This is a genomic window from Gordonia abscondita (assembly GCF_032711245.1).
In the GTDB taxonomy this organism is placed as follows: domain Bacteria; phylum Actinomycetota; class Actinomycetes; order Mycobacteriales; family Mycobacteriaceae; genus Gordonia.
In genome coordinates this window covers 3,151,092-3,174,089 of record NZ_CP128986.1, presented here as the reverse complement: position 1 = coordinate 3,174,089, position 22,998 = coordinate 3,151,092, and the positions used below count along the sequence as shown (strand labels likewise).

Annotated in this window: 19 protein-coding genes, 1 tRNA gene and 2 rRNA genes; 2 read left to right on the top strand and 20 right to left on the bottom strand. The window is 64.2% G+C overall.

What is annotated here, in order from left to right; translation table 11 throughout:
- The first annotated feature begins 129 nt into the window (after positions 1-129).
- Positions 130-630 (top strand): methylated-DNA--[protein]-cysteine S-methyltransferase, encoded by a 501-nt coding sequence (locus MP11Mi_RS14965; protein ID WP_420039673.1) that lies wholly within the window; start codon positions 130-132, stop codon positions 628-630.
- 7 nt (positions 631-637) lie between these two features.
- On the opposite strand, the gene MP11Mi_RS14960 is transcribed toward MP11Mi_RS14965, so the two are convergent.
- A complete protein-coding gene (locus tag MP11Mi_RS14960; protein ID WP_420039672.1) occupies positions 638-1,057 on the bottom strand; it encodes a nitroreductase family deazaflavin-dependent oxidoreductase in 420 nt (139 codons plus the stop codon).
- Between the two features lie 126 nt (positions 1,058-1,183).
- On the opposite strand from MP11Mi_RS14960, the gene msrA reads away from it, so the two are divergent.
- Positions 1,184-1,732 carry a peptide-methionine (S)-S-oxide reductase MsrA gene (gene msrA / locus MP11Mi_RS14955; protein WP_420039671.1) on the top strand — a complete coding sequence of 183 codons (549 nt, stop codon included), beginning with the start codon at positions 1,184-1,186 and terminating at the stop codon, positions 1,730-1,732.
- A gap of 77 nt (positions 1,733-1,809) precedes the next feature.
- Here msrA and MP11Mi_RS14950 read toward each other — a convergent pair.
- The 19 genes from MP11Mi_RS14950 to MP11Mi_RS14860 all read right to left on the bottom strand — a co-directional run bounded on the left by MP11Mi_RS14950 (position 1,810) and on the right by MP11Mi_RS14860 (position 22,732).
- A tRNA-Pro gene (locus MP11Mi_RS14950) sits at positions 1,810-1,883 on the bottom strand.
- 105 nt (positions 1,884-1,988) lie between these two features.
- Entirely contained in the window at positions 1,989-3,389 is a 1,401-nt protein-coding gene (gene der / locus MP11Mi_RS14945; RefSeq protein WP_420042124.1) for a ribosome biogenesis GTPase Der, read from the bottom strand.
- 62 nt (positions 3,390-3,451) lie between these two features.
- Positions 3,452-4,126, bottom strand: a complete 675-nt coding sequence (gene cmk, locus MP11Mi_RS14940; RefSeq protein ID WP_420042123.1) for a (d)CMP kinase — start codon at positions 4,124-4,126, stop codon at positions 3,452-3,454.
- 29 nt (positions 4,127-4,155) lie between these two features.
- A complete protein-coding gene (locus MP11Mi_RS14935) occupies positions 4,156-5,220 on the bottom strand; it encodes a pseudouridine synthase (RefSeq protein ID WP_420039670.1) in 1,065 nt (354 codons plus the stop codon).
- 58 nt (positions 5,221-5,278) lie between these two features.
- Positions 5,279-5,974 carry an SMC-Scp complex subunit ScpB gene (gene scpB, locus MP11Mi_RS14930; RefSeq protein WP_420039669.1) on the bottom strand — a complete coding sequence of 232 codons (696 nt, stop codon included), beginning with the start codon at positions 5,972-5,974 and terminating at the stop codon, positions 5,279-5,281.
- Between the two features lie 16 nt (positions 5,975-5,990).
- Positions 5,991-6,815, bottom strand: a complete 825-nt coding sequence (locus MP11Mi_RS14925) for a segregation and condensation protein A (RefSeq protein ID WP_420042122.1) — start codon at positions 6,813-6,815, stop codon at positions 5,991-5,993.
- A gap of 41 nt (positions 6,816-6,856) precedes the next feature.
- The gene (locus tag MP11Mi_RS14920) at positions 6,857-7,756 is read right to left on the bottom strand and encodes a ParA family protein (RefSeq protein WP_420039668.1); all 900 of its coding nucleotides are present in this window, start codon (positions 7,754-7,756) and stop codon (positions 6,857-6,859) included.
- A gap of 151 nt (positions 7,757-7,907) precedes the next feature.
- Positions 7,908-8,834, bottom strand: a complete 927-nt coding sequence (gene xerD, locus MP11Mi_RS14915; protein ID WP_420039667.1) for a site-specific tyrosine recombinase XerD — start codon at positions 8,832-8,834, stop codon at positions 7,908-7,910.
- 10 nt (positions 8,835-8,844) lie between these two features.
- On the bottom strand, positions 8,845-9,480 hold the full coding sequence (locus MP11Mi_RS14910; RefSeq protein ID WP_420039666.1) for an NUDIX hydrolase: 636 nt from the start codon (positions 9,478-9,480) through the stop codon (positions 8,845-8,847).
- On the bottom strand, positions 9,477-11,216 hold the full coding sequence (locus MP11Mi_RS14905; RefSeq protein WP_420039665.1) for a CTP synthase: 1,740 nt from the start codon (positions 11,214-11,216) through the stop codon (positions 9,477-9,479). The genes MP11Mi_RS14910 and MP11Mi_RS14905 overlap by 4 nt, the downstream gene beginning before the upstream one ends.
- Before the next feature lie 122 nt (positions 11,217-11,338).
- Positions 11,339-12,268: a copper transporter gene (locus tag MP11Mi_RS14900; protein ID WP_420039664.1), complete on the bottom strand. Its 930-nt coding sequence runs from the start codon at positions 12,266-12,268 to the stop codon at positions 11,339-11,341.
- Positions 12,265-13,449: a putative cytokinetic ring protein SteA gene (steA, locus tag MP11Mi_RS14895; RefSeq protein WP_420042121.1), complete on the bottom strand. Its 1,185-nt coding sequence runs from the start codon at positions 13,447-13,449 to the stop codon at positions 12,265-12,267. The genes MP11Mi_RS14900 and steA overlap by 4 nt, the downstream gene beginning before the upstream one ends.
- Positions 13,450-13,560: 111 nt before the next feature.
- Complete coding sequence (gene recN / locus MP11Mi_RS14890) at positions 13,561-15,306, bottom strand: DNA repair protein RecN (RefSeq protein WP_420039663.1); 1,746 nt, start codon at positions 15,304-15,306, stop codon at positions 13,561-13,563.
- 6 nt (positions 15,307-15,312) lie between these two features.
- Positions 15,313-16,260: an NAD kinase gene (locus tag MP11Mi_RS14885; protein ID WP_420039662.1), complete on the bottom strand. Its 948-nt coding sequence runs from the start codon at positions 16,258-16,260 to the stop codon at positions 15,313-15,315.
- 21 nt (positions 16,261-16,281) lie between these two features.
- Positions 16,282-17,133 carry a TlyA family RNA methyltransferase gene (locus tag MP11Mi_RS14880; protein ID WP_420039661.1) on the bottom strand — a complete coding sequence of 284 codons (852 nt, stop codon included), beginning with the start codon at positions 17,131-17,133 and terminating at the stop codon, positions 16,282-16,284.
- A gap of 36 nt (positions 17,134-17,169) precedes the next feature.
- On the bottom strand, positions 17,170-17,409 hold the full coding sequence (locus MP11Mi_RS14875; RefSeq protein ID WP_420039660.1) for a hypothetical protein: 240 nt from the start codon (positions 17,407-17,409) through the stop codon (positions 17,170-17,172).
- A 12-nt stretch (positions 17,410-17,421) separates the two neighbouring features.
- On the bottom strand, positions 17,422-19,200 hold the full coding sequence (locus MP11Mi_RS14870; protein ID WP_420039659.1) for an HAD-IIA family hydrolase: 1,779 nt from the start codon (positions 19,198-19,200) through the stop codon (positions 17,422-17,424).
- 192 nt (positions 19,201-19,392) lie between these two features.
- A 5S ribosomal RNA gene (gene rrf, locus MP11Mi_RS14865) occupies positions 19,393-19,509 on the bottom strand.
- 86 nt (positions 19,510-19,595) lie between these two features.
- A 23S ribosomal RNA gene (locus MP11Mi_RS14860) occupies positions 19,596-22,732 on the bottom strand.
- Positions 22,733-22,998: the final 266 nt, after the last annotated feature.

Here is a 22,998-nt window from a genome sequence, read left to right as displayed (position 1 = left end):
AATCCAGCGGAAACCGCCCCCGGTCGCCCCGCGTACCAAGAGTTCAGTCGGCGTGCATGGGGAGGTGAAAGCGCGGCTATACCGATATTCGACGGTCTTCTGCACGTCTGGATGGCAGGATGGCTGCCGATGGTCCGTCACACTGTGCTGCCGACTCCGGTCGACGATCTGCTCCTGGTCGCCGACGGCGACGCGTTGACTCGCGTGGTCTTCGCCGACCATTCGTTGTCCGAGTCTTCACGCGGACCCGAGGCGTCCGATGACGACATGGTCCTGCGGGCTGCGACAGAACAGCTGGTCGAGTATTTCGACCGGGCCCGTACCACGTTCGATCTGCCGCTGCGGGCCGATGGCAACGAGTTCGATACTGCTGTCTGGACTGCGCTCGTCGACATCGAGTACGGGACCACGATCACTTACGGCGACCTCGCGGGCCGACTCGGCGACCGCGGGCTCGCACAGCGGGTCGGACAGTCGGTTGGCCGCAACCCGATCGCCGTCGTCCTGCCCTGCCATCGAGTCGTCGGCGCCGACGGCACTTTGACGGGCTTCGGTGGCGGGCTCGAACGCAAACGGATACTCCTCGACCTCGAGGAGCCGCCAGCCGACGTCGGGATGCGCCTGTTCTAGCCGTTTTTCATTCGAGGACGAACGCGGGGATCTGCCGGTCCGTGTTCTTCTGGTATTCGGCGTACGACGGGTAGGCCGCGACGGCGAGCTCCCACCAGTGTGCGAACTCGTCGCCCTCGATCTCGCGGGCGGTGCGTTCGACCGTCTGCTCGCCGTCTTGGACGGACACCTTCGGGTTGGCCTTCACGTTGTAGTACCACGACGGGTGCTCGGGTGCGCCACCCTTCGAGGCGACCATCAGGTACTTGCCGTTCTCTTCGACACGCATCAGCGGCACATATCGCTTCTTGCCCGATTTGGCGCCGGTCGTCGTGAACAGGACGATGGGGCTGCCCTCGACGAACAGTCCTTCGGTGGTGCCTGTCTCCAAGATGGTCTCGGTCTGCGAACGTACCCAGCTCGTCGGGCTCAACTCTGCATTGCTCATTGGCGGTTCAACGACGTCGAGCGACGATCTATTCCGACCGTCCGTCCCACCGATCCGGGACCAAATCTCGTACCGAGAGCGTTGCACCTTGTGACGTCAACCATCGATATGACAGGAGGAGCGACAATGACCAATGGGATTAACGACACCGGGACGATCACTCGCGAACCAGGAACCGAGACCGCGGTTCTCGCAGGAGGATGCTTCTGGGGCGTCCAGGATCTTGTCCGTCGCGAAGCCGGTGTCCTCGCGACCCGCGTCGGATACACCGGCGGCGACAATGATTTCGCGACGTATCGCAACCATCCCGGCCACGCCGAGGCTGTAGAGATCGTGTTCGACCCCGCGCAGACGTCGTACCGGGACATCTTGGCGTTCTTCTTTCAGATCCATGACCCGAGCACCGTGGACCGCCAAGGCAACGACACCGGGACCAGCTATCGGTCGACGATCTTCCCTCTCACATCCGAGCAGGAGAAGATCGCCCGCGAGACGATCGCCGACGTCGACGCTTCCGGTCTGTGGCCGGGTCCCGCTGTAACGACGATCGAAGAGGCCGGATCGTTCTGGGAGGCAGAGCCGGAGCACCAGGACTATCTCGTCGACTACCCGAACGGGTACACGTGCCACTTCCCGCGACCCGGCTGGGTGCTGCCGGAACGGTCAACGAACTGACCGGTCGGGCGCGGGTGGCGGACCGAGGAACGACTGAGGGTCCGAGACTAAGTCTCGGACCCTCAGTGTTTGAACGGTCGGGCTGACAGGATTTGAACCTGCGACCCCTTCACCCCCAGTGAAGTGCGCTACCAAGCTGCGCCACAGCCCGTTCGCCTCGTTGGACGAAGCGAGATTTACCTTATCCGACGATGGTCTGAGACGACGAATCGGGTGGTCACAGGGGGTCTCGGCTTCACTTTGCCAAACGGACGTCCTACTTCTTTCGTAGTTCCCGCTTGTCCCGGACACGGACGTTGACGCGGACGGGCGAACCGTCGAACCCGAAGGATTCGCGGAGCCTGCGCTCGAGGAATCGACGGTAACCGGCCTCCAGGAAGCCGGTCGTGAACAGCACGAACGTCGGCGGACGGGTGCCCGCTTGCGTGGCGAACTTGACGCGCGGCTGACGCCCGCCACGAACCGGGGGCGGGGTCGCAGCGATGATGTCCTTGAGCCACGAGTTCAACGGCCCGGTCGACACACGACGATCCCACGATTCAAGTGCGCCTTCGAGCGCAGGCACCAGCTTCTGGACGCTGCGTCCCGTCTGCGCCGAGATGTTCACCCGGCGCGCCCACGGGACACGCGCGAGTTCACGATCGATCTCCTTGTCGAGCTGTTCGCGGCGTTCCTCGTCGACGAGATCCCACTTGTTGAACACGACGACGAGCGCACGACCCGACTCGATGATCATCGACAGCACCCGCAGATCCTGTTCGGTGATCGGCTCGCTCGCATCGATCAGCAACAGCGCGACCTCCGCCGAATCGAGCGCCGCGCGGGTGCGGAGCGACGCGTAGTACTCGTGTCCGCTCGCGGTACGCACTTTGCGACGCAGACCGGCGGTGTCGACGAACTGCCACGGCTTGCCGCCGAGCTCGATCAGTTCGTCCACCGGGTCCACCGTGGTGCCCGCGACGTTATCGACGACCGAACGCTCTTCGCCCGCCAACTTGTTCAGCAGCGAGCTTTTACCGACGTTCGGTTTCCCGACCAGCGCGACGCGGCGCGGGCCGCCCGGAAGGAAACGTTCACGGGGCTTCTCCGGCAGCTTATCGACAATCAAGTCGAGGAGGTCCGCGGTGCCGCGTCCGTGAGCCGCCGAGATCGTGTACGGCTCGCCCAGCCCCAACGACCACAGGACTGCCGCGTCGGCCTCCGCGCGCTCGCTGTCGACCTTGTTGGCGGCCAGCAGCACCGGCACCTTGGAACGCCGCAGAATTCGGGATACCGCTTCGTCGGCCGACGTCGCACCGACCGTCGCGTCCACCACGAGGACGATCAGGTCCGCAGCCCGCATCGCTAGCTCGGCCTGCACGGCGATCGACCGGCCCATGCCCTTGGCGTCCGGCTCCCATCCGCCCGTATCGGTCACCATGAACGGGTGGCCGATCCACTCGGCCTTGTAGGAGACCCGGTCGCGAGTCACGCCCGGAATGTCTTCGACGACCGCCTCACGACGGCCAAGAATCCGGTTGACCAGCGTCGACTTGCCGACGTTCGGCCGTCCGACGACCGCGACGACCGGCAGCGCCGGCGCCTCGCCGAACTCCTCGTCGGCCACGAACTCACCGAGGTCGAAGTCCTCCTCGCTGCTCCAGGTCCCGTCGTTCACGGAGAGGTCGACCGCGTCGAATCCTCCCTCGTCAAATCCCCCGCCGTCTGTGAACTCTTCGGTCACCGCTGTCCTCCGATCCGCGTCTCGACGAGCTCGGTGAGCGTGTCGAGAACTTGATCCAATGTCATGTCGCTGGTGTCGACGTGCACGGCGTCGTCCGCCGGTCGCAGCGGAGACGCCTCCCGCGTCGAATCCAGGTGGTCGCGGCGGTTCACGCTGTCGAGGACCTCGTCGAGGATGCTCTCGCGGCCCGCCGCGATGTTCTGCCGGTGACGACGTTCGGCACGTGCCTCCGGTGTCGCCGTCAGATAGATCTTCAGTGCCGCAGCCGGAAAGACGACGGTCCCGATATCTCGGCCCTCGACCACGAGCAACGTCTGATCGGCGTGCTTCCGCTGCAGGTCGACGAGCCGTGCCCGCACCTCGGCGTTCGCCGAGACAGCCGACACCGAACCGGTCACCGCATCGGTCCGGATCTCCGCCGACACGTCGTCGCCGTCGAGCATGACGACGGTCGCACCGTCCGAGTCAGCCGACAACCGGATGTCCGACCCGGCGACGATCGGAACGACATCGTCAGAATCGGGAGCGGCTCCGGCGCGCAGGACGGCGAGCGTCGCCGCTCGGTACATCGCCCCGGTGTCGAGATACCGTGCGCCGACCCGGGCGGCGAGGAGCCGCGCGACGCTCGACTTCCCGGTCCCGGCCGGACCGTCGATAGCAACGACGGGCATCGTCGTGACCGTGGCAGGCGAATCGATGCTCACATCCCCACCGCCTTGTAGAGCGCGCCGATCTCCTTGCTGTCGAGCGCCCGCAGGCTACCCGGACGTTGCGTACCGAGGTGAACGACGCCGATGTCAGTGCGCACCAATCGGATCACCGGGTGCCCAACCGACTCCATCATGCGGCGGACGACGTGCTTGCGCCCCTCATGCAAGGTGAGGCGCACCAGCGACTCGCCCTGGTGCAGCTCCAACTGAGCGTAGGAGTCGACCGAGACGGGACCGTCGTCGAGTTCCACACCGTCGCGTAGACGACGGCCGAGGCCGCGCCCCACTTCGCCGCGCAACGTCGCGAGGTACGTCTTGGGGACCTCGAACGACGGGTGCATCAGACGGTGGGCGAGTTCACCGTCGTTGGTGAGGAGGATCAAACCTTCGGTGTCGGCGTCGAGCCGACCGACGTGAAACAACCGTTGACCGGCCATGACACGTTCGGCGACGAGGTCACCGATGCAGGGGCGGCCGTAGTCGTCACTCATCGTCGACTGCCAGCCCTTCGGCTTGTTCAACGCGAGGTACTGTTTGGTCTCATCGATGACGACACGTGCGCCGTCTACCTTGATGATCGCGGAGTTCGGGTCGATGCGCAGACCCTGCTCGACGACAATCTCACCGTCGACTTCGACACGTCCCGCGGCAATCAACTCTTCCGCGCCACGCCGCGAGGCGACACCGGCCGCGGCGAGAATCTTCTGCAGGCGCATCCCGTCGGACACATACGTCGCGCCGTCGCCTTCGACGACCGGTACCTGGTGGCGTGCCGGGCGTGCATTATTGAGACGGGCTTGGCCTTTCTCGACGCTGGGACGCGAACCCTTGCGGTGCGGCTTTCGGGTGCCCTGCCCCGGGGCCGACGCGCCGCGTTCGGCGCCTGCCTTACCCCTGGGCGCGCCGCCCTTGCTCGCCGGCCTACCTGAGCCAGCTTTGCCCGAGCCACTCTTGCCCGCGGGCTTGCGCCCCCCGCGCTCCCGATCACCGCGTCCCTTGCTGTCGCGTCCCCTGTCGTCTCGTCCCGGTCTGCCGTCTCGGCTAGCGGATGCCATATTCGAACCCTCAACTCTGTTGTGTTGTGCTGTGTGCGCGTTCTGATCGCAACGACGACTAGTTAAGTCCGTCGGCCTGTGCGAGCGCCTCCGCGGAGGCATCAACAGTCGATTGTGCCGCCTGAGCACCCAGTTTGGCGAATCGCGGATCGTCGAGGAGTTCGTCTCCCAATTCGTCGATGACGTCGACGTCCGGTAGCAGCGGTGCGATGTCGGGTAGTTCCGACAGCGACGCGAGGCCGAGCCGTTCCAGGAACAGTTCGCTCGTCGCATACAGTGTGCCGTTTGTCTGCGGGTCGTTCCCGACCTCGGTGAGCAGGCCGCGTGCGAGGAGGGTCCGCACCACGCCGTCGACGTTGACTCCGCGGATCGCACTGACTCGCGCTCGGCTCACCGGCTGCCGGTATGCGACGACGGCGAGCGTCTCCAATGCTGCGCGCGTGAGCTTGCTTCGCGTGCCGTCGAGGAGGAGTCGTTCCACGTAGGGCGCGTATTCGGACCGCGTGTAGAAACGCCAGCCGTCGCCTGCGTACCGCAAGTCGATGCCGCTGCGCGCGGCTGCCAGTTCGGCGCTCATCGAGGTGATCATCGCTTCGACCCGATCGGGCTCGTCGTCGACGGCGCTCGCGAGTTCGTCGACCGTCACCGGGGTGTCGACGACGAGCAGCACGGCCTCCAATGCTGCGCGCAACGTCGCATCGTCGAGGATCGCCGGGGCGTCGTCGCCGTCTACGCCGATCGGCTCGTCGGTCATCGGTGGTCCCCTTCAATCATCCGTAATCCTCCGTCGTGTCGATCTCGATGTCGCCGGTATCACGATCACCGGTCCAACCGACTTTCAACTCACCGAGCGCTTCGGGCTGGTCGAAGACCACGGCCCGCTCCCGATACAGTTCGAGCAGTCCAAGGAATCGTGCGACCACCTCGAGCCCGTTGTCGCAGTCGGCGACGAGTTGCGAGAACGTCACCATCTCCCCGTCCGCGGCCACCAATAGCTCGGTCAGTCGTCGAGCCTGTTCGGGGACCGACACCGGCGACCCGTGCAAATGGTCGAGGCCGACGGTCGGCACTGGTTTGGGCGCGATCGCGGCCGCGGCGATCTCCGCGAAACCTGCCGCGTCGACCCCGAGCCGGACTTCCGGGAGCAGGTCGGCGTATCGGTCTTCCAACGAAACGGCTCGCGGATAGCGTTGCAGCGCAGCGGATTCAAGTTCGGCGAACAGGAGTGCGACCTGCTTGTACGCGCGATACTGCAGGAGACGCGCGAACAACAGGTCTCGTGCCTCCAGGAGGGCGAGATCCTCCGGGTCTTCCACCTCGCCCGCGGGCAGCAGCCGGGCGGCCTTGAGGTCGAGCAGAGTCGCCGCAATCACCAGAAACTCGGTTGTCTGTTCGAGGTCCGCCTCGGACCCCAGTTTCTTCGTGTACGCGATGAAGTCGTCGGTCACCACATGCAGGGCGACCTCGGTGACGTCCATGCGCCGCTGACTGATCAGGTTGAGGAGCAGGTCGAACGGGCCGGTGAAATTGGCGAGATTGACTTGGAACTTGCCTGCCGCGGCAGCGTCGTCGACGCTGTCCCCGGCGTACTGCATGCCGGCGGGGCCACCATCGGTTGCCACCGCGACCTGCTCGGTCATTCGCGGGGTTCGTTGTGCGCGATCACTTCCCGCGCCAGATCACGATAGGCTGCGGCCCCTGACGATTTCGGCGCCCACGAGGTGATTGGTTCGCCCGCGACGGACGTCTCGGGGAAACGCACGGTCCGGTTGATGACGGTGTCATACACCGCGTCCCCGAACACTTCCACCACACGCCCCATGACATCGCGCGAGTGAAGCGTGCGCTGGTCGTACATGGTGACGAGGATCCCGCCGAGCTCCAACCGCGGATTGAGGCGGTCACGCACCTTGTCGATGGTGTCGGTGAGCAACGCGAGACCGCGCAAGCTGAAGTATTCGCACTCCATCGGGATCAAGACGTTGTCCGCGCAGGAGAGGGCGTTGACCGTCAGCAGTCCGAGCGACGGCTGACAGTCCACCAAGATGTAGTCGTAACGGTCACCGACCGGGTGCAGGGCCCGCGCGAGAGCCTGCTCGCGCCCCACTTCGCTGACCAGCTGAATCTCGGCGGCCGACAGATCGATGTTCGACGGCAGAATGTCAAGACCGTCGACCCGAGTGCGCATCAGCACCTCATCGGTCGACGCGTACGGCGCGACCAGCAGGTTGTGCACCGTCAGATCGAGATCGTGGTGCGGGACACCGAGGCCAGCCGACAGCGCGCCCTGCGGGTCGAGGTCGACGAGCAACACGCGTCGGCCTTGTTCAGCGAGGGCTGCGCCGAGATTGATCGTCGACGTGGTCTTGCCGACGCCGCCCTTCTGATTGCACATCGCGACGATGACGGCGGGGCCGTGCTTCTCACGCGGCAGCGGGTCGGGGATGACACGGTACGGACGACCGGTGGGTCCGAGCTTCTCGGCGGGCACGTCCAGCTCGCCCTGCTGCCCTCTGGCACCGGCTTTGTGCTCCACCTGTCCGATGCTCCTTCCAGCACACGTGGTGCGGCTCCCCGTGTGTTCGCCGACCACTGTCTACAGCGATCCTACGGCCTCGTGTCGACGAGCGACGCGAGGCGGTCGGCGCGCCGTAGGATCGTCGACGCCACCTGCATCGACCGAAGCGCTACTTCGCGCGCGGATGGGCGGTCGCGTAGACCTCACGCATCGTGTTGACGGTCACCAGCGTGTAGACCTGCGTCGTGGTCACCGACGAGTGGCCGAGGAGTTCCTGCACGACGCGGACATCTGCGCCACCGTCGAGCAGGTGTGTCGCGAAGCTGTGTCGCAGCGTGTGCGGCGAGACGTCCTTGTCGATGCCCGCTCGTTCAGCGGTGTCGACGAGCACCTGCCATGCACTCTGGCGCGACAGGCGGCCGCCACGGACGTTCAGGAAGAGCGCGGGCGTGCCCTTCTTGACGAGCGCAGGTCGACCGCGCACGAGGTACGCGTCGAGTGCAGCCAACGCGGGGCGTCCGACCGGCACTATCCGCTCCTTACCGCCCTTGCCGCGCAGCACGACCGCGCGATGCTCCACATCGATGTCGTCTACGTCGAGACCGACGGCCTCGGAAATGCGGGCACCGCACGAGTACAACAACTCCAGCAGTCCCCGATCGCGAAGCGCCCGAGGACCTTCCGGGACGCTCGCTGCCTTCAAGATGGCCAGCACGTCGTCCACCGGCAGCGACTTCGGCAGGCGCCGCGCTGGCTTCGGGGGCCGCACGGCGTGCGCCACATCGTCGGCAACGGCTCCTTCGGCGGCAGCGAACTTGTGGAAGCCGCGCGCCGCGATCAGCGTGCGCGCCACGGAACTGTCGGCGAGCGGTACGACGCCGTTGTCGGGGTCGCCGCGTCGTAGTGCGACCAGGAAGTCCCGCACGGCGTCCTCACCGACGTCACGCAGATCCGTCACCCCGCGGTCGGCGAGAAATCCCTGATACCGCAGCAGATCACGACGATACGACGCGACGGTGTTGGCCGCCGATCCGCGTTCGACGGTCAGGTGGTCGAGGTACGCGCCGACGAGATGTTCGACGTCCGACCCGGTCACATCCGACCCGTCACAACCGGTGTCGAGCGACGAATGCCGTCGGCTCGTCGACCCACGGCGCGTCCGTGGCCCGCAACGACGATCCGGTCGCGTCGGCGGCGGCAAGCGCCAGCACCCCGGCGGCGGCCGTCGCGTTCACGATCTCCCCCGACAAGGTGAGGGCGACCGCGTCCGCGAGCGACACCCACTCGACGACCAGATCTGCTTCCTCGAGCTCGCGTTCGGCAGCTGGCAGTTCGTGCAGGCCCTCGGCGAGGTACACCCGCAGCGCCTCGTCGGTGAATCCCGGCGAGACGACGAGGTCGACGAGCACCGACCACCGGTCGGCCGCCAGGTCGGCCTCTTCGGCGAGCTCTCGCTCGGCCGCCTCCCAAGACTTCTCCCCCGGCCCGCCGTCGAGAAGGCCAGCAGGGAGTTCGAGGAGGCGTCGTCCGACGGGGTGACGGTACTGCCGGATCATCGCGATCCGGCCCCGATCGTCGCGGGCGACGACAGCCACCGCACCGTGATGCTCGACGACCTCACGCTGCGCGGTCCGGCCGCCCGGCATGTCGACCTCGTCGAGGCGGAGCGCCAGGATCGCGCCCGAGTAGACCGTCTCCGACGAGGAGACGGAAAACTCGTGCGACCCTGGCGTCGAGGTCACTCGCCGCTCTCCTGCTCCGACTCGGCGGGCTCCGAGTCGCCCGCGTCGTAGCCGTCGAGTTCCACGGGGAGCCTCGTCGCACTCTTGTATCGCAGCGCGGCGTCGATGAGCGCCTTGAACAGCGGGTGTGGGCGAGTCGGTCGACTCTTGAGTTCGGGGTGCGCCTGCGTGGCGACGAGGAACGGGTGCACGTCCTTCGGGTACTCGACGAATTCGACGAGACGACCGTCCGGCGACGTGCCCGAGAACACGAGACCCGACTCCGCGATGGTGTCCCGGTACGAGTTGTTGACTTCGAAACGGTGCCGGTGCCGTTCACTGACCTCAGTCGAGCCGTACGCCTTCGCGACCTGCGTTCCGGGGATCAGGCTCGCCGGGTACGCGCCCAGGCGCATTGTTCCGCCGAGGTCGGCTTCGCCCGCGACGGCTGCCTCCTGGTCGGCCATCGTCGCGATGACCGGCGACGGCGTCTCCGGATCGAACTCGGTCGAACTCGCGTCGGCGAGCCCAGCGGTGCGAGCCGCTTCGATGACCACGCACTGCAGCCCCAGACACAGGCCGAGCAGCGGGATGCCGTTCTCGCGGGCATAGCGGATCGCACCGACTTTGCCTTCGATGCCGCGGATACCGAATCCGCCCGCGACCAGCACCGCGTCCACCTCACGCAGCGCGGCGTTCGCGCCTTCCGGGGTCTCGCACTCGTCGGACGGCACCCATTTGATCTCGGCGCGCGCATGATTGGCGAACCCGCCCGCGCGGATCGCCTCGGTCACCGACAGGTAAGCGTCGGGCAGGTCGATGTACTTGCCGACGAGGGCGACGTTCACTGTCTCGCGCGGATTGTGGACACGATCGAGGAGGTCGCCCCACACGGTCCAGTCGACGTCGCGGAACGGCAGTCCTAGCTGGCGGACGACGTACGCGTCGAGTTGTTCGGCGTGCAGCACTTTCGGAATGTCGTAGATCGACGGCGCGTCCGGTGTCGAGATGCAGCCGTCGATGTCAACGTCGCACATCAGCGCGATCTTCTTCTTCAACCCGTCCGGCACCGGCCGGTCGCACCGCAGGATCAGCGCATCCGGTTGGATGCCGATGCTACGGAGGGCGACTACCGAATGCTGGGTCGGCTTCGTCTTGAGCTCACCTGACGGTGCGAGGTACGGAACCAACGACACGTGCAAGAAAAAGACGTTATCGCGGCCGAGGTCATGGCGGATCTGGCGGGCGGCCTCAAGGAACGGCTGAGACTCGATGTCGCCGACGGTCCCACCGATCTCGGTGATCACGACGTCGGGTGTCTCACCGCTGGCGTCCGCGTCGTGCATCGCCATCATCCGCGACTTGAGCTCGTCGGTGATGTGCGGGATCACCTGCACGGTGTCGCCAAGGTATTCGCCGCGACGTTCCTTGGCGATGACTGTCGAATACACCTGGCCGGTCGTCACATTCGCCGACTCCGAGAGGTTGCGGTCGAGAAAACGCTCGTAGTGGCCGATGTCGAGGTCGGTCTCCGCACCGTCTTCGGTGACGAACACCTCACCGTGCTGGAACGGATTCATCGTCCCCGGGTCGACGTTCAGGTATGGGTCGACTTTCTGCATGGTGACCCGGATACCGCGTGAAGTGAGCAGCTGACCCAGGCTCGACGCCGTCAGCCCCTTACCCAACGACGACGCGACTCCGCCGGTGACGAAGATGTGCTTGGGGGCGACGCGCTCGGAACGCAGTGATCGCAAATGATTCTCCCGTCGGGGTGTATCAGGATTGCCGATTACCTGATGACCTACGGGACTTCAGCCTAACAGCATTCGCGCCGAAGTCCCGCCGACACTCGAGCGACGGCGCCCGAAGTACCGTGTCACTCGCCTGGTTGTGCTCCGACCGTGATGGCCGTCGCTCCTGGCCCGGAGCCGTACGCGCCCGACCGACCGTGGAGTTCTTCGTCGAGTCCCATGATCGCCGTCAGGCGGCCGGTCTCGAGGTCGACGTCGTCAACGGTGGTCACCGCGTTGCCGAGCGCCGGATCGGATCGGATCACACCGATCGGCGCCCCGCCCTCGGCCGAACCGGTGCGCCCGACGAGTGCACCGCCTTGCGCGCGCATCGCCATGGTGGCTGCCAGCCGCGCGACGAGCTGTCCCTGCGCCCCGGAATCCTTCGACATCTCGCCACCGGTCACCACGAGCACGAGGTCGGCGGGTTTGATCGTCCCGTCCGGATAGTCGATGAACCCTCCGCCACGCAACGCCTGGAGCGCGGTGTCGCGGTCCGACGCCGACGCGGGCTTCTGGCCTTGCCGGTTGAGCAATGTGACGCCGAGCAGGTCGCCGAGCCGCGAACCCGAGTCGGTGTACTCGATGCGAAGCTGGGCGCCCGAAGGGATCGACTGGTCGACTACGGTACGCAGTTTCGATGCGCTCTGGTCGCCGAGGAGCGCCGGGGTGAGCCCGATCTGGCCTGCGAACGTGCCGCCGGCGTCGTTGACCATCGTCTTGAGCGCGTCGACGTCGGCCTCCGACGAGTCGGGCGTGGTCACAACGAGAACCGAGTGATTCTTGAGCAGGCCCGCGGTGATCCGCTCGGCGATCGCCGCGGTAAAGCTGTCGTTGGCGTTCACCTGGGCAGCGAGGTTGTCGCGCTCGTCTTCGAGGTTTCCGATCTTGTCGCGGTCGGTACCAGTGAGCGCGTTGACGCGGTCACCAATGAATCCCGACCCGAGGAACAGACCCAACGCGAGCGCGAGGAAGACCGCGATCAGCGAGACCGCGTGTTGACGCATAGTGATCATTCGCGGTTCCACACTCCGCTGATCCAGTTCGCGAACGAGTCCCACTGATCGCTGATCCACCCGGTCACGTCGCTGCCGCCTTGGGTGATGACGATGGCGGCGATGATCGCGATCAGCGCGGCCAACATCAGCATCGCGATCGCAGCGCCACTGACCCTGCTGCGGTACAGCGTGGCGACGGCCTTCGAGTCGACCAGCTTTGGGCCGACTTTGAGTCGAGTCAGGAACGTCGACGGGATCTCGTCGCGGAGTTCACGGTCGAAGAAGTCGTTGAGAGTCCCGCCGAGACCGGCGGTGACGATGAGGTCGGCCCCATGGAAATCGGTGAGCAGCAACGCAAGGTCCGCAGCCGATCCCGCTGCCGGGAATGTCGTCGCACCGACACCCAGGTCCTGGATGCGTTCGAGGCCAGACGCATGTCCGTCCGGATCGGCGGGCAGCACGAGTTCGGCACCCGATTTGAGCGTCTCAGTCGAGATCTCCTCGGGGTCGCCGACGATCAACGCCGGGCGATATCCCGCCTTCATCAGCGTGTCCGCGCCGACGCCGACGCCGACCATGACCGGCTGGTATTCCTTGATGAAAGGTTTGAGCGCTTTGAGGTCGGCGGCGCGACCCGAGCCTTCGGCGACCACGACCACGTGGCGGCCTTCCAACTTGACCCGAACGTCGGGGATGCCGACGCCGTCGATGAGCAACGGCGACTCACTACGGATGAACTCGATGGTATTGCCCGAGAACGCTTCGAGGTGGTCAACGAGCCCAGTCTTCGCGTCCAGCATGCGGTCCGCGACGATTCGCTCGTCGAGTTCTTCGCCACGCGCGACCACTCGGTCGCCGACGTAGACGCGACCGTTGTGCAACCGGGCCTTCTGTCCGTCCTTGAGCCGAGAGAACACCTCGGATCCGACCGCGTCGAGAATCGGAATGTTCGACGCCGCGAGCACTTCCGGCCCCAGGTTCGGGTACCGGCCGGTGATCGACTCGGCGGCGTTCACGACGGCGCCGACTTCGGCTTCGACGAGCGCGTCCGCGGTCACCCGGTCCAGGTCTATCTCGTCGAGGACGACGATCTCGCCCTCTCCGACGCGTTCGAGGAGGCGTTTGGAGTTCTTGTCGATCCGCACGACCCCGACCAGGCCGGGCAGCTCTTCGGTGTTGCGTGACAGCAAAGCAGGCATCCTCATGACTGCCATGGTGGGCTGCCCGGTGCCGAATGCCACGGAGGCGCGCCGTAACATTGGCAACTTTTGTCACACAGACAACACCGGCGACATCGCTGTCTGCCGTTGCTAGTCTGTGCCGCGCGCGGCTTCCGCCGTCGCCAACAGTTCCTCTGCGTGGGCCCGGCCGGTCTCCGAGTCGCCGAGGCCCGCGAGCATGCGAGCGAGTTCGGACACCCGCTCGTCGCGGGTCAACGTCGTCAGGGAGGAGCGCTGTCTGCCCTTGCTCCCGCCACCCTCTTTCCCGATCACCAAGTGGTTGTCGGCGAACGCCGCGACCTGTGGGAGGTGCGTCACCACGATCACCTGATGGCGGCGCGCCAGACGCGCAAGACGGGCACCGATCTGGACCGCGGCTGCCCCGCCGACACCGGCGTCGACCTCGTCGAACACCATGACCGACCCGGAATCAGGTTCGGCGAGAACCACTTCCAACGCCAGCATCACGCGCGACAGTTCACCGCCCGACGCCGATTTGGCGATCGGCAGCGGCGCGGCGCCTTTGTGTGCGACCAGACCGAACTCGACCTGGTCGGCTCCGTGGCCGCCCGCAGTCGTCGCCGTGCCCGCGACGTCGATCACCAGTCGCGTGTCGTCCGCGGGCTTCAATGCCACCGCCACGTCCAATACGCTGCCGCCCATGGCCAGCCCGGTCAGCTCGGCAGACACTTTCGCGCCCAACGACTTCGCTGCCTTCCTCCGCTGCCCGTGCAGTGTCGTCGCGAGAGCCGACACCTCGTCGCGGATGGTGCTCGCCCGTGCGTCGAGTTCATCGATCCGTGCCTGCGGGTCGGCGATCTCGCCCAAACGCACCTCGGCCTCGGCACGCCAGGCGAGAACGCCGTCGACGTCGGCCGCATACTTGCGGGTCAATGACTTGAGTTCGGCCTGCCGGTTCAAGAGGGCATCGAGGTCTGCGGCGTCCTCCGGCAGTGCACCCAGGTAGCCGGTCAACTCGTCGCCGATGTCGCCAACGACGACCAATGCTTCCTCGACACGTGGCCGCAAGTCGCGCAGCGCCTGGTCGGATGCGGTCTCTAGGAGCGAGCGGACCGTACCGAGCGCGTCGACGACGGAACCGCCGTCCGAACCGGCGACGATGGACTGAGCTTGCGACGCTGTCGTCCGGATATCGTCCAGGTCGGTAAGCCTGCGGACCGTCGCAATGATGTCGGTGTCCTCCCCGGCCTGCGGTTTGACTGCGTCGACCTCGTCGAGTCCGAACCGCAGACGGTCGGCTTCTTGGGCGAGTTCACGCGAGTCGGCGCGGAGCCGGTCGAGTTCGTCGAGGACCGCGATCCACCGTTCGCGGGCGTCGCGATACTTGGCGAGTGTCTTCGCCGCAGGCGCCCCAGCGAAACGGTCCAATGCAGCTCGTTGTTGGTCGCCCCGGATCAGTCGCAGCTGATCGTTCTGACCGTGGATCGCCAGTAGTTCACCCGTCAACGCCCCCAAGGTGCCGACGGGAACGCTTCGTCCGCCCAGATGTGCACGGGACCGACCGTCCGCGTTGACCGTCCGTGTAGCGATCACCGTGTCGTCGTCATCGACGTCCGCACCCGATTGTTCGAGCACGTCCGCGATGGTGTCGGTGCGGTCGGCGGGCAAGCGGAATCGCCCTTCAACGACAGCCTTGGCGTCACCGCTGCGAACCCGTCCCGCATCCGCCCGACCGCCCGACAGGAGACGAAGACTCGTCACGATCATCGTCTTGCCCGCTCCGGTCTCACCGGTGAGCGCGGTGAAACCGGGGTGGAACTCGGCAGACGCCGACTCCAGAACACCCAGACTGATGATCGACAGCTCTTCGAGCACGTGCGGTCAGCTCCTTCCTCGCCAGCCCGTCACAGGCAGCGAGAACTTGGTTACCAGTCGGTCGGCGAACGGCTCTGAGTCGATCCGCACCCACCGCAACGACCGCGGTGCACGGGACACCTCGATACGCGATCCCGCGGGGACGTCGATCATCCGTCGACCATCATTGACGGCCACTCCGTCGCGACCGTCCCGGTGGATCTCGACGGCCACGGTCGAACGCGGACTCGTCACCATCGGCCGCGCGAATAGTGCGTGAGCATTACTCGGAACAACGAGTATCGCTTCGAGGTCCGGCCACATGACTGGGCCGCCCGCCGAGAAGGCGTACGCCGTCGAGCCTGTCGGGGTCGCGACGAGAAGTCCGTCGGCACCGAATGCGGACACCGGTCGTCCATCGACTTCGGTGACGAGTTCGAGAACACCGTTGTGCGACCGGTTCTGGATGACGACCTCGTTGAGCGCCCAGGTGCGTGCGCGCGGTTCGGCGTCTCCGGGATCGGTGACCGCCACGTCGAGGACCATCCGGTCCTCGACCCGGTACCGGCCGGAGATCAACATGTCGAGTACTTCGTCGACGCGATGCGACTCGGCTTCGGCGAGGAACCCGATGTGGCCGAGATTGATCCCCATCAGCGGGACGGACGCCGGGTACGCCAACTCCGCGGCACGCAGGAACGTGCCGTCGCCGCCGAGGACGATCACCAGTTCGCAGCCCTTCGCGGACGCCGAATCAACGCGGGTCACCTCAACGTTCGCACCCATCGACCGAAGGACCTGCGGATCGACCGGATGCGTGGTCTCGGCCGTCGGTTCAGCGGCCAGCCGCGTGTCATGGTCGACGATGCGTAGCCGGACGCCTGCTCCCGCGCAGCGCTGGGCGATAACCGCCAGCGTCTGGGTGACCGAGTCGCGCCCGGTGTGTGCGACCACCAGGAAGGTTCGCTCAGTCATGAAGTCTCCCGCCCGTCGTCCTCATGTCGGTCCGTCGGCGACGGCCTGCGCGATCATCGCGCGCACGTCGTCGCCGATCGGTGTCGACTCCACGGTATCGGCCGAGGTCTCACCACCGGGCGCGCGGGTCTTGTGGAGCCACAGGAAGTACTCGACGTTGCCCGACGGACCGGGCAACGGGCTGGCCACCACTCCTCTGGTCTCAAGTCCGAGTGCCTGCGCGACCGCGGCGACGTCGGCGACCACTTCGGAACGCAACGCGGGTTCGCGGACGACGCCCCCGGTGCCCACCCGGTCCTTGCCGACCTCGAACTGCGGCTTCACCATCGGCAGCGCGTCACCGCCGACGCGCAGGCAGGACGCCAACGCGGGCAGCACCAGGCGAAGGGAGATGAAGGAGAGGTCACCCACGATCAGATCGACTTGTCCGCCGATCGAGTCCGCGTCGATGTGCCGGACGTTTGTCCGGTCGTGGACGTGCACGCGGTCGTCGGTCTGCAGCTTCCAGACGAGTTGGCCGTATCCGACGTCAACTGCTTCCACTTCGCGTGCGCCACGCCGGAGCAGTACGTCGGTGAAACCGCCGGTCGACGCGCCAGCGTCCAGGCACCGCCGACCGTCTACGGTGATGCCGAGCGGTTCGAAGGCTGCCAGCGCGCCCAGTAGTTTGTGTGCGCCGCGGGAAGCCCAGCCGTCCGTGTCAGGTTCGGTGACGAGGACGGGAGTGTCCTTGGCGACGTTCGTCGCGGCTTTGGATGCGAAAGTACCGTTGACTTTCACCTTGCCTGCGTCAATAAGCTCCCGTGCCTGCTCGCGTGAGCGAGCGAGCCCGCGACGTACCAGCTCGGCGTCGAGTCGCGCCCGCGCCGCCATCAGTACTGCCCTTTGCTCGGTGTACGCGCGCCCGATTCACCCACGGCCGACGTCCTCTAACGCTTCAGCGAGCGCGTCGTGCGCACGGGTCAGCAAGTCAGTCTGCCGCGAGATCGCGCCGAGATCGAACTCATCACCGACGACATCGCCGACTACGGACACCTCGTCGAGCAGCGCATGCACGGTCATCGTGACCGGGTGATCGGCGGCATCGCCGGGCTCGGCGTTGCGCCTAGCGGTCTGTGCCGCCAGCTCGGCTGGATTAGGTACATTCATAGCCCGTCCAGGCTAACGCAGCGCATCGACACCGGCCGTCGACAGCGCCGCCGCCGCCGCATCGTCTTGTGCAGCGATCCGCAGATCACGTTCGCCGACGTCGGCCGTCCACACCGCATGAGCTAGGGACGCGATCATCGTCGTCGCATCGGTGCCGCCAACGCTTGCGACCGTGACGTGCTCCTCAACCACCTGGATCCGCCAACCGGTGTGCGGCGCGATGACGGAGACCTCGCTCTGGTCATCGAGTGCCGACAGGTCGGTCGCGACGTAGGTGGGGCGGCTCTCCGGCGGCGCGGCGAGCAGGTCGAGTGCTGTGGATACCCCGGTTAGGACGAGCAGACTGTCGATTCCGACGGTCACGGCTCCGGCGATGTCGGTGTCGAGTCGATCGCCGATGACTAACGGACGACGTCCCTGCGTCCGGGACAGCGCGTCCCGCATAATCGGTGCGGCGGGCTTTCCGGCTACGAGCGGCTGTGCCCCGGTCGCCGACGCGACGGCGGCGACCATCGAACCGTTCCCGACGAGCAGTCCGCGTTCGTTGGGCAGTGTGGTGTCGACGTTGCAGGCGACCCACGTCGCTCCGCGCCGAACCGCCAGCGCAGCTTCGGAGAGTTGCGCCCAACCGGTGTCCGGTGAATGGCCTTGGACGACGGCAACCGGGTCGTCGTCGGCCGAGTCGACGACAACGAATCCGCGGGAGGCCACCTCGTCACGCAGAGCGTCCGCCCCGACGACGAGGACTCGGCTGCCGGCCGTGACGCGTTCCTCGAGCAGAATCGCACCCGCCTGCGCACTGGTGACGACTTGGCCGGGTGCGGCGGTGAAGCCGAGTGCCGTGAGGTGCTCGGCAACAGCTTCCGGTGAACGGCTCGCGTTATTGGTCACGAACAGTACAGCGACGTCCGTGTCGTTCACGGCCTCGACGGCGTGTGGGAGCGCTGACGCCCCGGCGAACAGTGTCCCGTCGAGATCGAACAACAGGGAATCGTACGACGACGCCAGATTGCGGCCGCCCTGGTCACCGTCGGACTGAGCATTCCCGACCTCGGTGACCGGTCCAAGGGCCGACGAAGATCCGTTGGCTGCGGAGTTCAAGTCCATGAGACGAAACTCGGCGTCGGTGAGGTCGTCGATGTCCGCAGCTGCAGCATTCTGGAACCAGGTGCGAGCCTCGGTCCGTCGTCCTGCGGCTTCGAGTGCGGACGCGTACGCGTAGAACAAGCGCGCGGCATCGTCGCCGACTCGCCCCGGACGAAGATCGCCAGCTTCGAGTGCCGTGACTGCGCGTTCGGGCTGGCCGAGGTCGAGTTGGGCGCCTGACGACACGATCAGCATCTCTAGCGCCTCATCACCGCTGAGGGCTTTGGCTTCGGCGCTGGCGGCGATCTCGACGGCTCGTTCGGGACGCCCGAGGCCGCGTTCGCTATCGGCGATCAGCGGAAGGAGTGCGTCGTCCCCGTTCATTCGCCGGGCGGCGCGCAGTTCGGTGATCGCCTCTTGCCATTCGCCTGCGTTGTACGCCGCGACGCCTACGGTCTCGCGGACCACGCCGACTCGTGCCGCGCGTGCTCGTGCGGCACGAGCGTGAGCAAGTGCCGCGGCGGGATCTTCGCTTAACAGCTCGGAGACGACGATGAGGTGTCGTGCGACGCGGTCCGCCGTAGCTTTGTCTAGAGATTGCAGATCTCGCCGAATGTCGGGATCCAGGTCTGATGCCCGCACATCGTCGGGAAGCACCGGCTCGGTTCCGTTCACCGACTCGCTTCCATCGCGTCGCTTACTCATGACTTCCAATCTATCGCCTGTACGGCTCTCGACCCGCATCCTTCTTCGCGGTGCCACGATCTGGTTTCGAACCGAATCAGAACGTCGTCGCCAACCGTCTGATCTTCTGGTATTTCGGCTCTTCTGTATAGGTGGTGGATATAGGAGTAGAGCCCCCAACACGAATGTGTTGGGGGCTCTACTCGAATTCTAGTTCGGCGGTGTCCTACTCTCCCACACTGATTAAAGTGCAGTACCATCGGCGCTGGAGGGCTTAGCTTCCGGGTTCGGAATGGGGCCGGGCGTTTCCCCTCCGCTATAGCCACCGAAACAATATGAGGTTATCGCGTGTGCGGCCTCAGAAGTAGATAGTGGATGCGAGACACACTTAAACAAAAAGAATGTGTGTGAGTGTTGTTAGTAAGTCCTCGGCCTATTAGTACCAGTCACCTGAACATATTACTATGCTTACAGTTCTGGCCTATCAACCCCATAGTCTGTAGGGGGCCTTACCCCACCCAAAGGGCAGGTGAGAAACCTCATCTTGGAACAGGCTTCCCGCTTAGATGCTTTCAGCGGTTATCCCTTCCGAACGTAGCTAACCAGCAGTGCTCTTGGTAGAACAACTGGCACACCAGAGGTTCGTCCGTCCCGGTCCTCTCGTACTAGGGACAGGTTTCCTCAAGTTTCTAATCGCGCGCGGCGGATAGAGACCGAACTGTCTCACGACGTTCTAAACCCAGCTCGCGTGCCGCTTTAATGGGCGAACAGCCCAACCCTTGGGACCTACTCCAGCCCCAGGATGCGACGAGCCGACATCGAGGTGCCAAACCATCCCGTCGATATGGACTCTTGGGGAAGATCAGCCTGTTATCCCCGGGGTACCTTTTATCCGTTGAGCGACACCGCTTCCACTTGCCGGTGCCGGATCACTAGTCCCGACTTTCGTCCCTGCTCGACATGTACGTCTCACAGTCAAGCTCCCTTGTGCACTTACACTCAACACCTGATTGCCATCCAGGCTGAGGGAACCTTTGGGCGCCTCCGTTACATTTTAGGAGGCAACCGCCCCAGTTAAACTACCCACCAGGCACTGTCCCTGAACCCGATCAGGGTCCGAGGTTAGAAGCCCAATACGATCAGAGTGGTATTTCAACAACGACTCCACCAACACTAGCGTGCCAGCTTCACAGTCTCCCACCTATCCTACACAAACCGTACCGAACACCAATACCAAGCTATAGTGAAGGTCCCGGGGTCTTTTCGTCCTGCCGCGCGAAACGAGCATCTTTACTCGTACTGCAATTTCGCCGAGTCTGTGGTTGAGACAGCAGAGAAGTCGTTACGCCATTCGTGCAGGTCGGAACTTACCCGACAAGGAATTTCGCTACCTTAGGATGGTTATAGTTACCACCGCCGTTTACTGGGGCTTAAATTCTCAGCTTCACCACCAAAGTGGTTAACCGGTCCTCTTAACCTTCCAGCACCGGGCAGGCGTCAGTCCGTATACATCGTCTTACGACTTCGCACGGACCTGTGTTTTTAGTAAACAGTCGCTTCTCTCTGGTCTCTGCGACCACAACCAGCTCCCACCGTAAAGATGATCACCAGCCATGGTCCCCCTTCTCCCGAAGTTACGGGGGCAATTTGCCGAGTTCCTTAACCACAGTTATCTCGATCGCCTTAGTATTCTCTACCTGACCACCTGTGTCGGTTTGGGGTACGGGCCATGCACCAACTCACTAGAGGCTTTTCTCGGCAGCATAGGATCACTGAATTCGCCACAACGGCTACGCATCACCTCTCAGGACATATGTGGCACGGATTTACCTACACCACTCCCTACAGGCTTACACCAGTACAACCACTGACTGGCCCAGCTACCTTCCTGCGTCACCCCATCGCTTGACTACTACACCCAAGGTCCCACGCAGCCACACACACAACAATCCGAAGAAAGTCACACATGCTTTTGGGCGGTTAGTACAGATGATTCACCATTTGTCGCGGATGCACGGGTACGGGAATATCAACCCGTTGTCCATCGACTACGCCTGTCGGCCTCGCCTTAGGTCCCGACTCACCCTGGGCGGATTAACCTGGCCCAGGAACCCTTGGTCATTCGGCGGACAAGTTTCTCACTTGTCTTTCGCTACTCATGCCTGCATTCTCACTCCCACACCCTCCACCACTAGATCACTCTGCGGCTTCCACGGATGCAGGACGCTCCCCTACCCACCCACACCACTAGACACACCCCCAAAAGGGTGGCCGATGTAATGTGTGAGTGCCGCGGCTTCGGCGGTGTACTTGAGCCCCGCTACATTGTCGGCGCAGGATCACTTGACCAGTGAGCTATTACGCACTCTTTCAAGGGTGGCTGCTTCTAAGCCAACCTCCTGGTTGTCTTCGCGACCCCACATCCTTTTCCACTTAGTACACGCTTAGGGGCCTTAGCCGGCGATCTGGGCTGTTTCCCTCTCGACTACGAAGCTTATCCCCCGCAGTCTCACTGCCACGCTCTCACTTACCGGCATTCGGAGTTTGGCTGACGTCAGTAACCTTTTAGGGCCCATCGGCCATCCAGTAGCTCTACCTCCAGTAAGAAACACGTGACGCTGCACCTAAATGCATTTCGGGGAGAACCAGCTATCACGGAGTTTGATTGGCCTTTCACCCCTACCCACAACTCATCCCCTCCATTTTCAACTGAAGTGGGTTCGCGCCTCCACGACGTCTTACCGTCGCTTCACACTGGCCATGGGTAGATCACTCCGCTTCGGGTCTAGACCCAGCGACTCATAAACGCCCTATTCAGACTCGCTTTCGCTACGGCTACCCCACACGGGTTAACCTCGCCACTGAGCACTAACTCGCAGGCTCATTCTTCAAAAGGCACGCCATCACCCCACCCAACAAAGGGAAGGCTCTGACGGATTGTAAGCGTCCGGTTTCAGGTACTATTTCACTCCCCTCCCGGGGTACTTTTCACCTTTCCCTCACGGTACTAGTCCGCTATCGGTCACCAGAGAGTATTTAGGCTTACCGGGTGGTCCCGGCAGATTCACAGCAGATTCCACGAGCCCGCTGCTACTTGGGACACATCGACACCAGACCAATCGCTTACAGTTACGGGACTCTCACCCACTACGGCAGACCATTCCAGGCCACTTCACCTAACGAAAGATTTTCTTACTGGCGCTCCGCACGGCAGCACGAAGAACGACACTCCCACAACCCCACACGCACAACCCCTGCCGAGTATCACATACGCATGGTTTAGCCTCATCCGCTTTCGCTCGCCACTACTCACGGAATCACAATTGTTTTCTCTTCCTGTGGGTACTGAGATGTTTCACTTCCCCACGTTCCCTCCAACCCGGCTATACATTCACCGGGCGGTAACACGACATAACTCGTGCTGGGTTTCCCCATTCGGACACCCTCGGATCACAGCTCGTTTGACAACTCCCCGAGGACTATCGCGGCCTACCACGTCCTTCATCGGCTCCTGGTACCAAGGCATCCACCGAACGCCCTAAAACACTTACAACAACACCCACAAACACACCACAACACCAACCAACACCCCACCACCCACAAAAGCGGAAAGACACCAGCCACGCTGTGACACGAATGTGGACAACACAAACAAATCTTTGAAATTGCAATACACATCTAAAAATTTAAGATGCTCGCATCCACTATCCACTTCTCAAACAACACACACCCACCCAACCCCACACACCCACACAGGCGCGGAAATCCAGCGAGCATCACAAGACAACACCTGCCGAAACGACATGTGTTCCCTCAGAA

Excerpts from the sequence above, each read along its gene's own strand:
- MP11Mi_RS14965 (WP_420039673.1), top strand. The coding sequence starts at position 130 with ATGGTCCGTCACACTGTGCTGCCGACTCCGGTCGACGATCTGCTCCTG.
- MP11Mi_RS14960 (WP_420039672.1), bottom strand. The coding sequence starts at position 1,057 with ATGAGCAATGCAGAGTTGAGCCCGACGAGCTGGGTACGTTCGCAGACC.
- msrA (WP_420039671.1), top strand. The coding sequence starts at position 1,184 with ATGACCAATGGGATTAACGACACCGGGACGATCACTCGCGAACCAGGA.
- cmk (WP_420042123.1), bottom strand. The coding sequence starts at position 4,126 with ATGCCCGTCGTTGCTATCGACGGTCCGGCCGGGACCGGGAAGTCGAGC.
- MP11Mi_RS14935 (WP_420039670.1), bottom strand. The coding sequence starts at position 5,220 with ATGGCATCCGCTAGCCGAGACGGCAGACCGGGACGAGACGACAGGGGA.
- scpB (WP_420039669.1), bottom strand. The coding sequence starts at position 5,974 with ATGACCGACGAGCCGATCGGCGTAGACGGCGACGACGCCCCGGCGATC.
- MP11Mi_RS14925 (WP_420042122.1), bottom strand. The coding sequence starts at position 6,815 with ATGCAGTACGCCGGGGACAGCGTCGACGACGCTGCCGCGGCAGGCAAG.
- MP11Mi_RS14900 (WP_420039664.1), bottom strand. The coding sequence starts at position 12,268 with ATGATCACTATGCGTCAACACGCGGTCTCGCTGATCGCGGTCTTCCTC.
- steA (WP_420042121.1), bottom strand. The coding sequence starts at position 13,449 with ATGCCTGCTTTGCTGTCACGCAACACCGAAGAGCTGCCCGGCCTGGTC.
- MP11Mi_RS14885 (WP_420039662.1), bottom strand. The coding sequence starts at position 16,260 with ATGACTGAGCGAACCTTCCTGGTGGTCGCACACACCGGGCGCGACTCG.
- MP11Mi_RS14880 (WP_420039661.1), bottom strand. The coding sequence starts at position 17,133 with ATGGCGGCGCGGGCGCGACTCGACGCCGAGCTGGTACGTCGCGGGCTC.
- MP11Mi_RS14875 (WP_420039660.1), bottom strand. The coding sequence starts at position 17,409 with ATGAATGTACCTAATCCAGCCGAGCTGGCGGCACAGACCGCTAGGCGC.
- MP11Mi_RS14870 (WP_420039659.1), bottom strand. The coding sequence starts at position 19,200 with ATGAGTAAGCGACGCGATGGAAGCGAGTCGGTGAACGGAACCGAGCCG.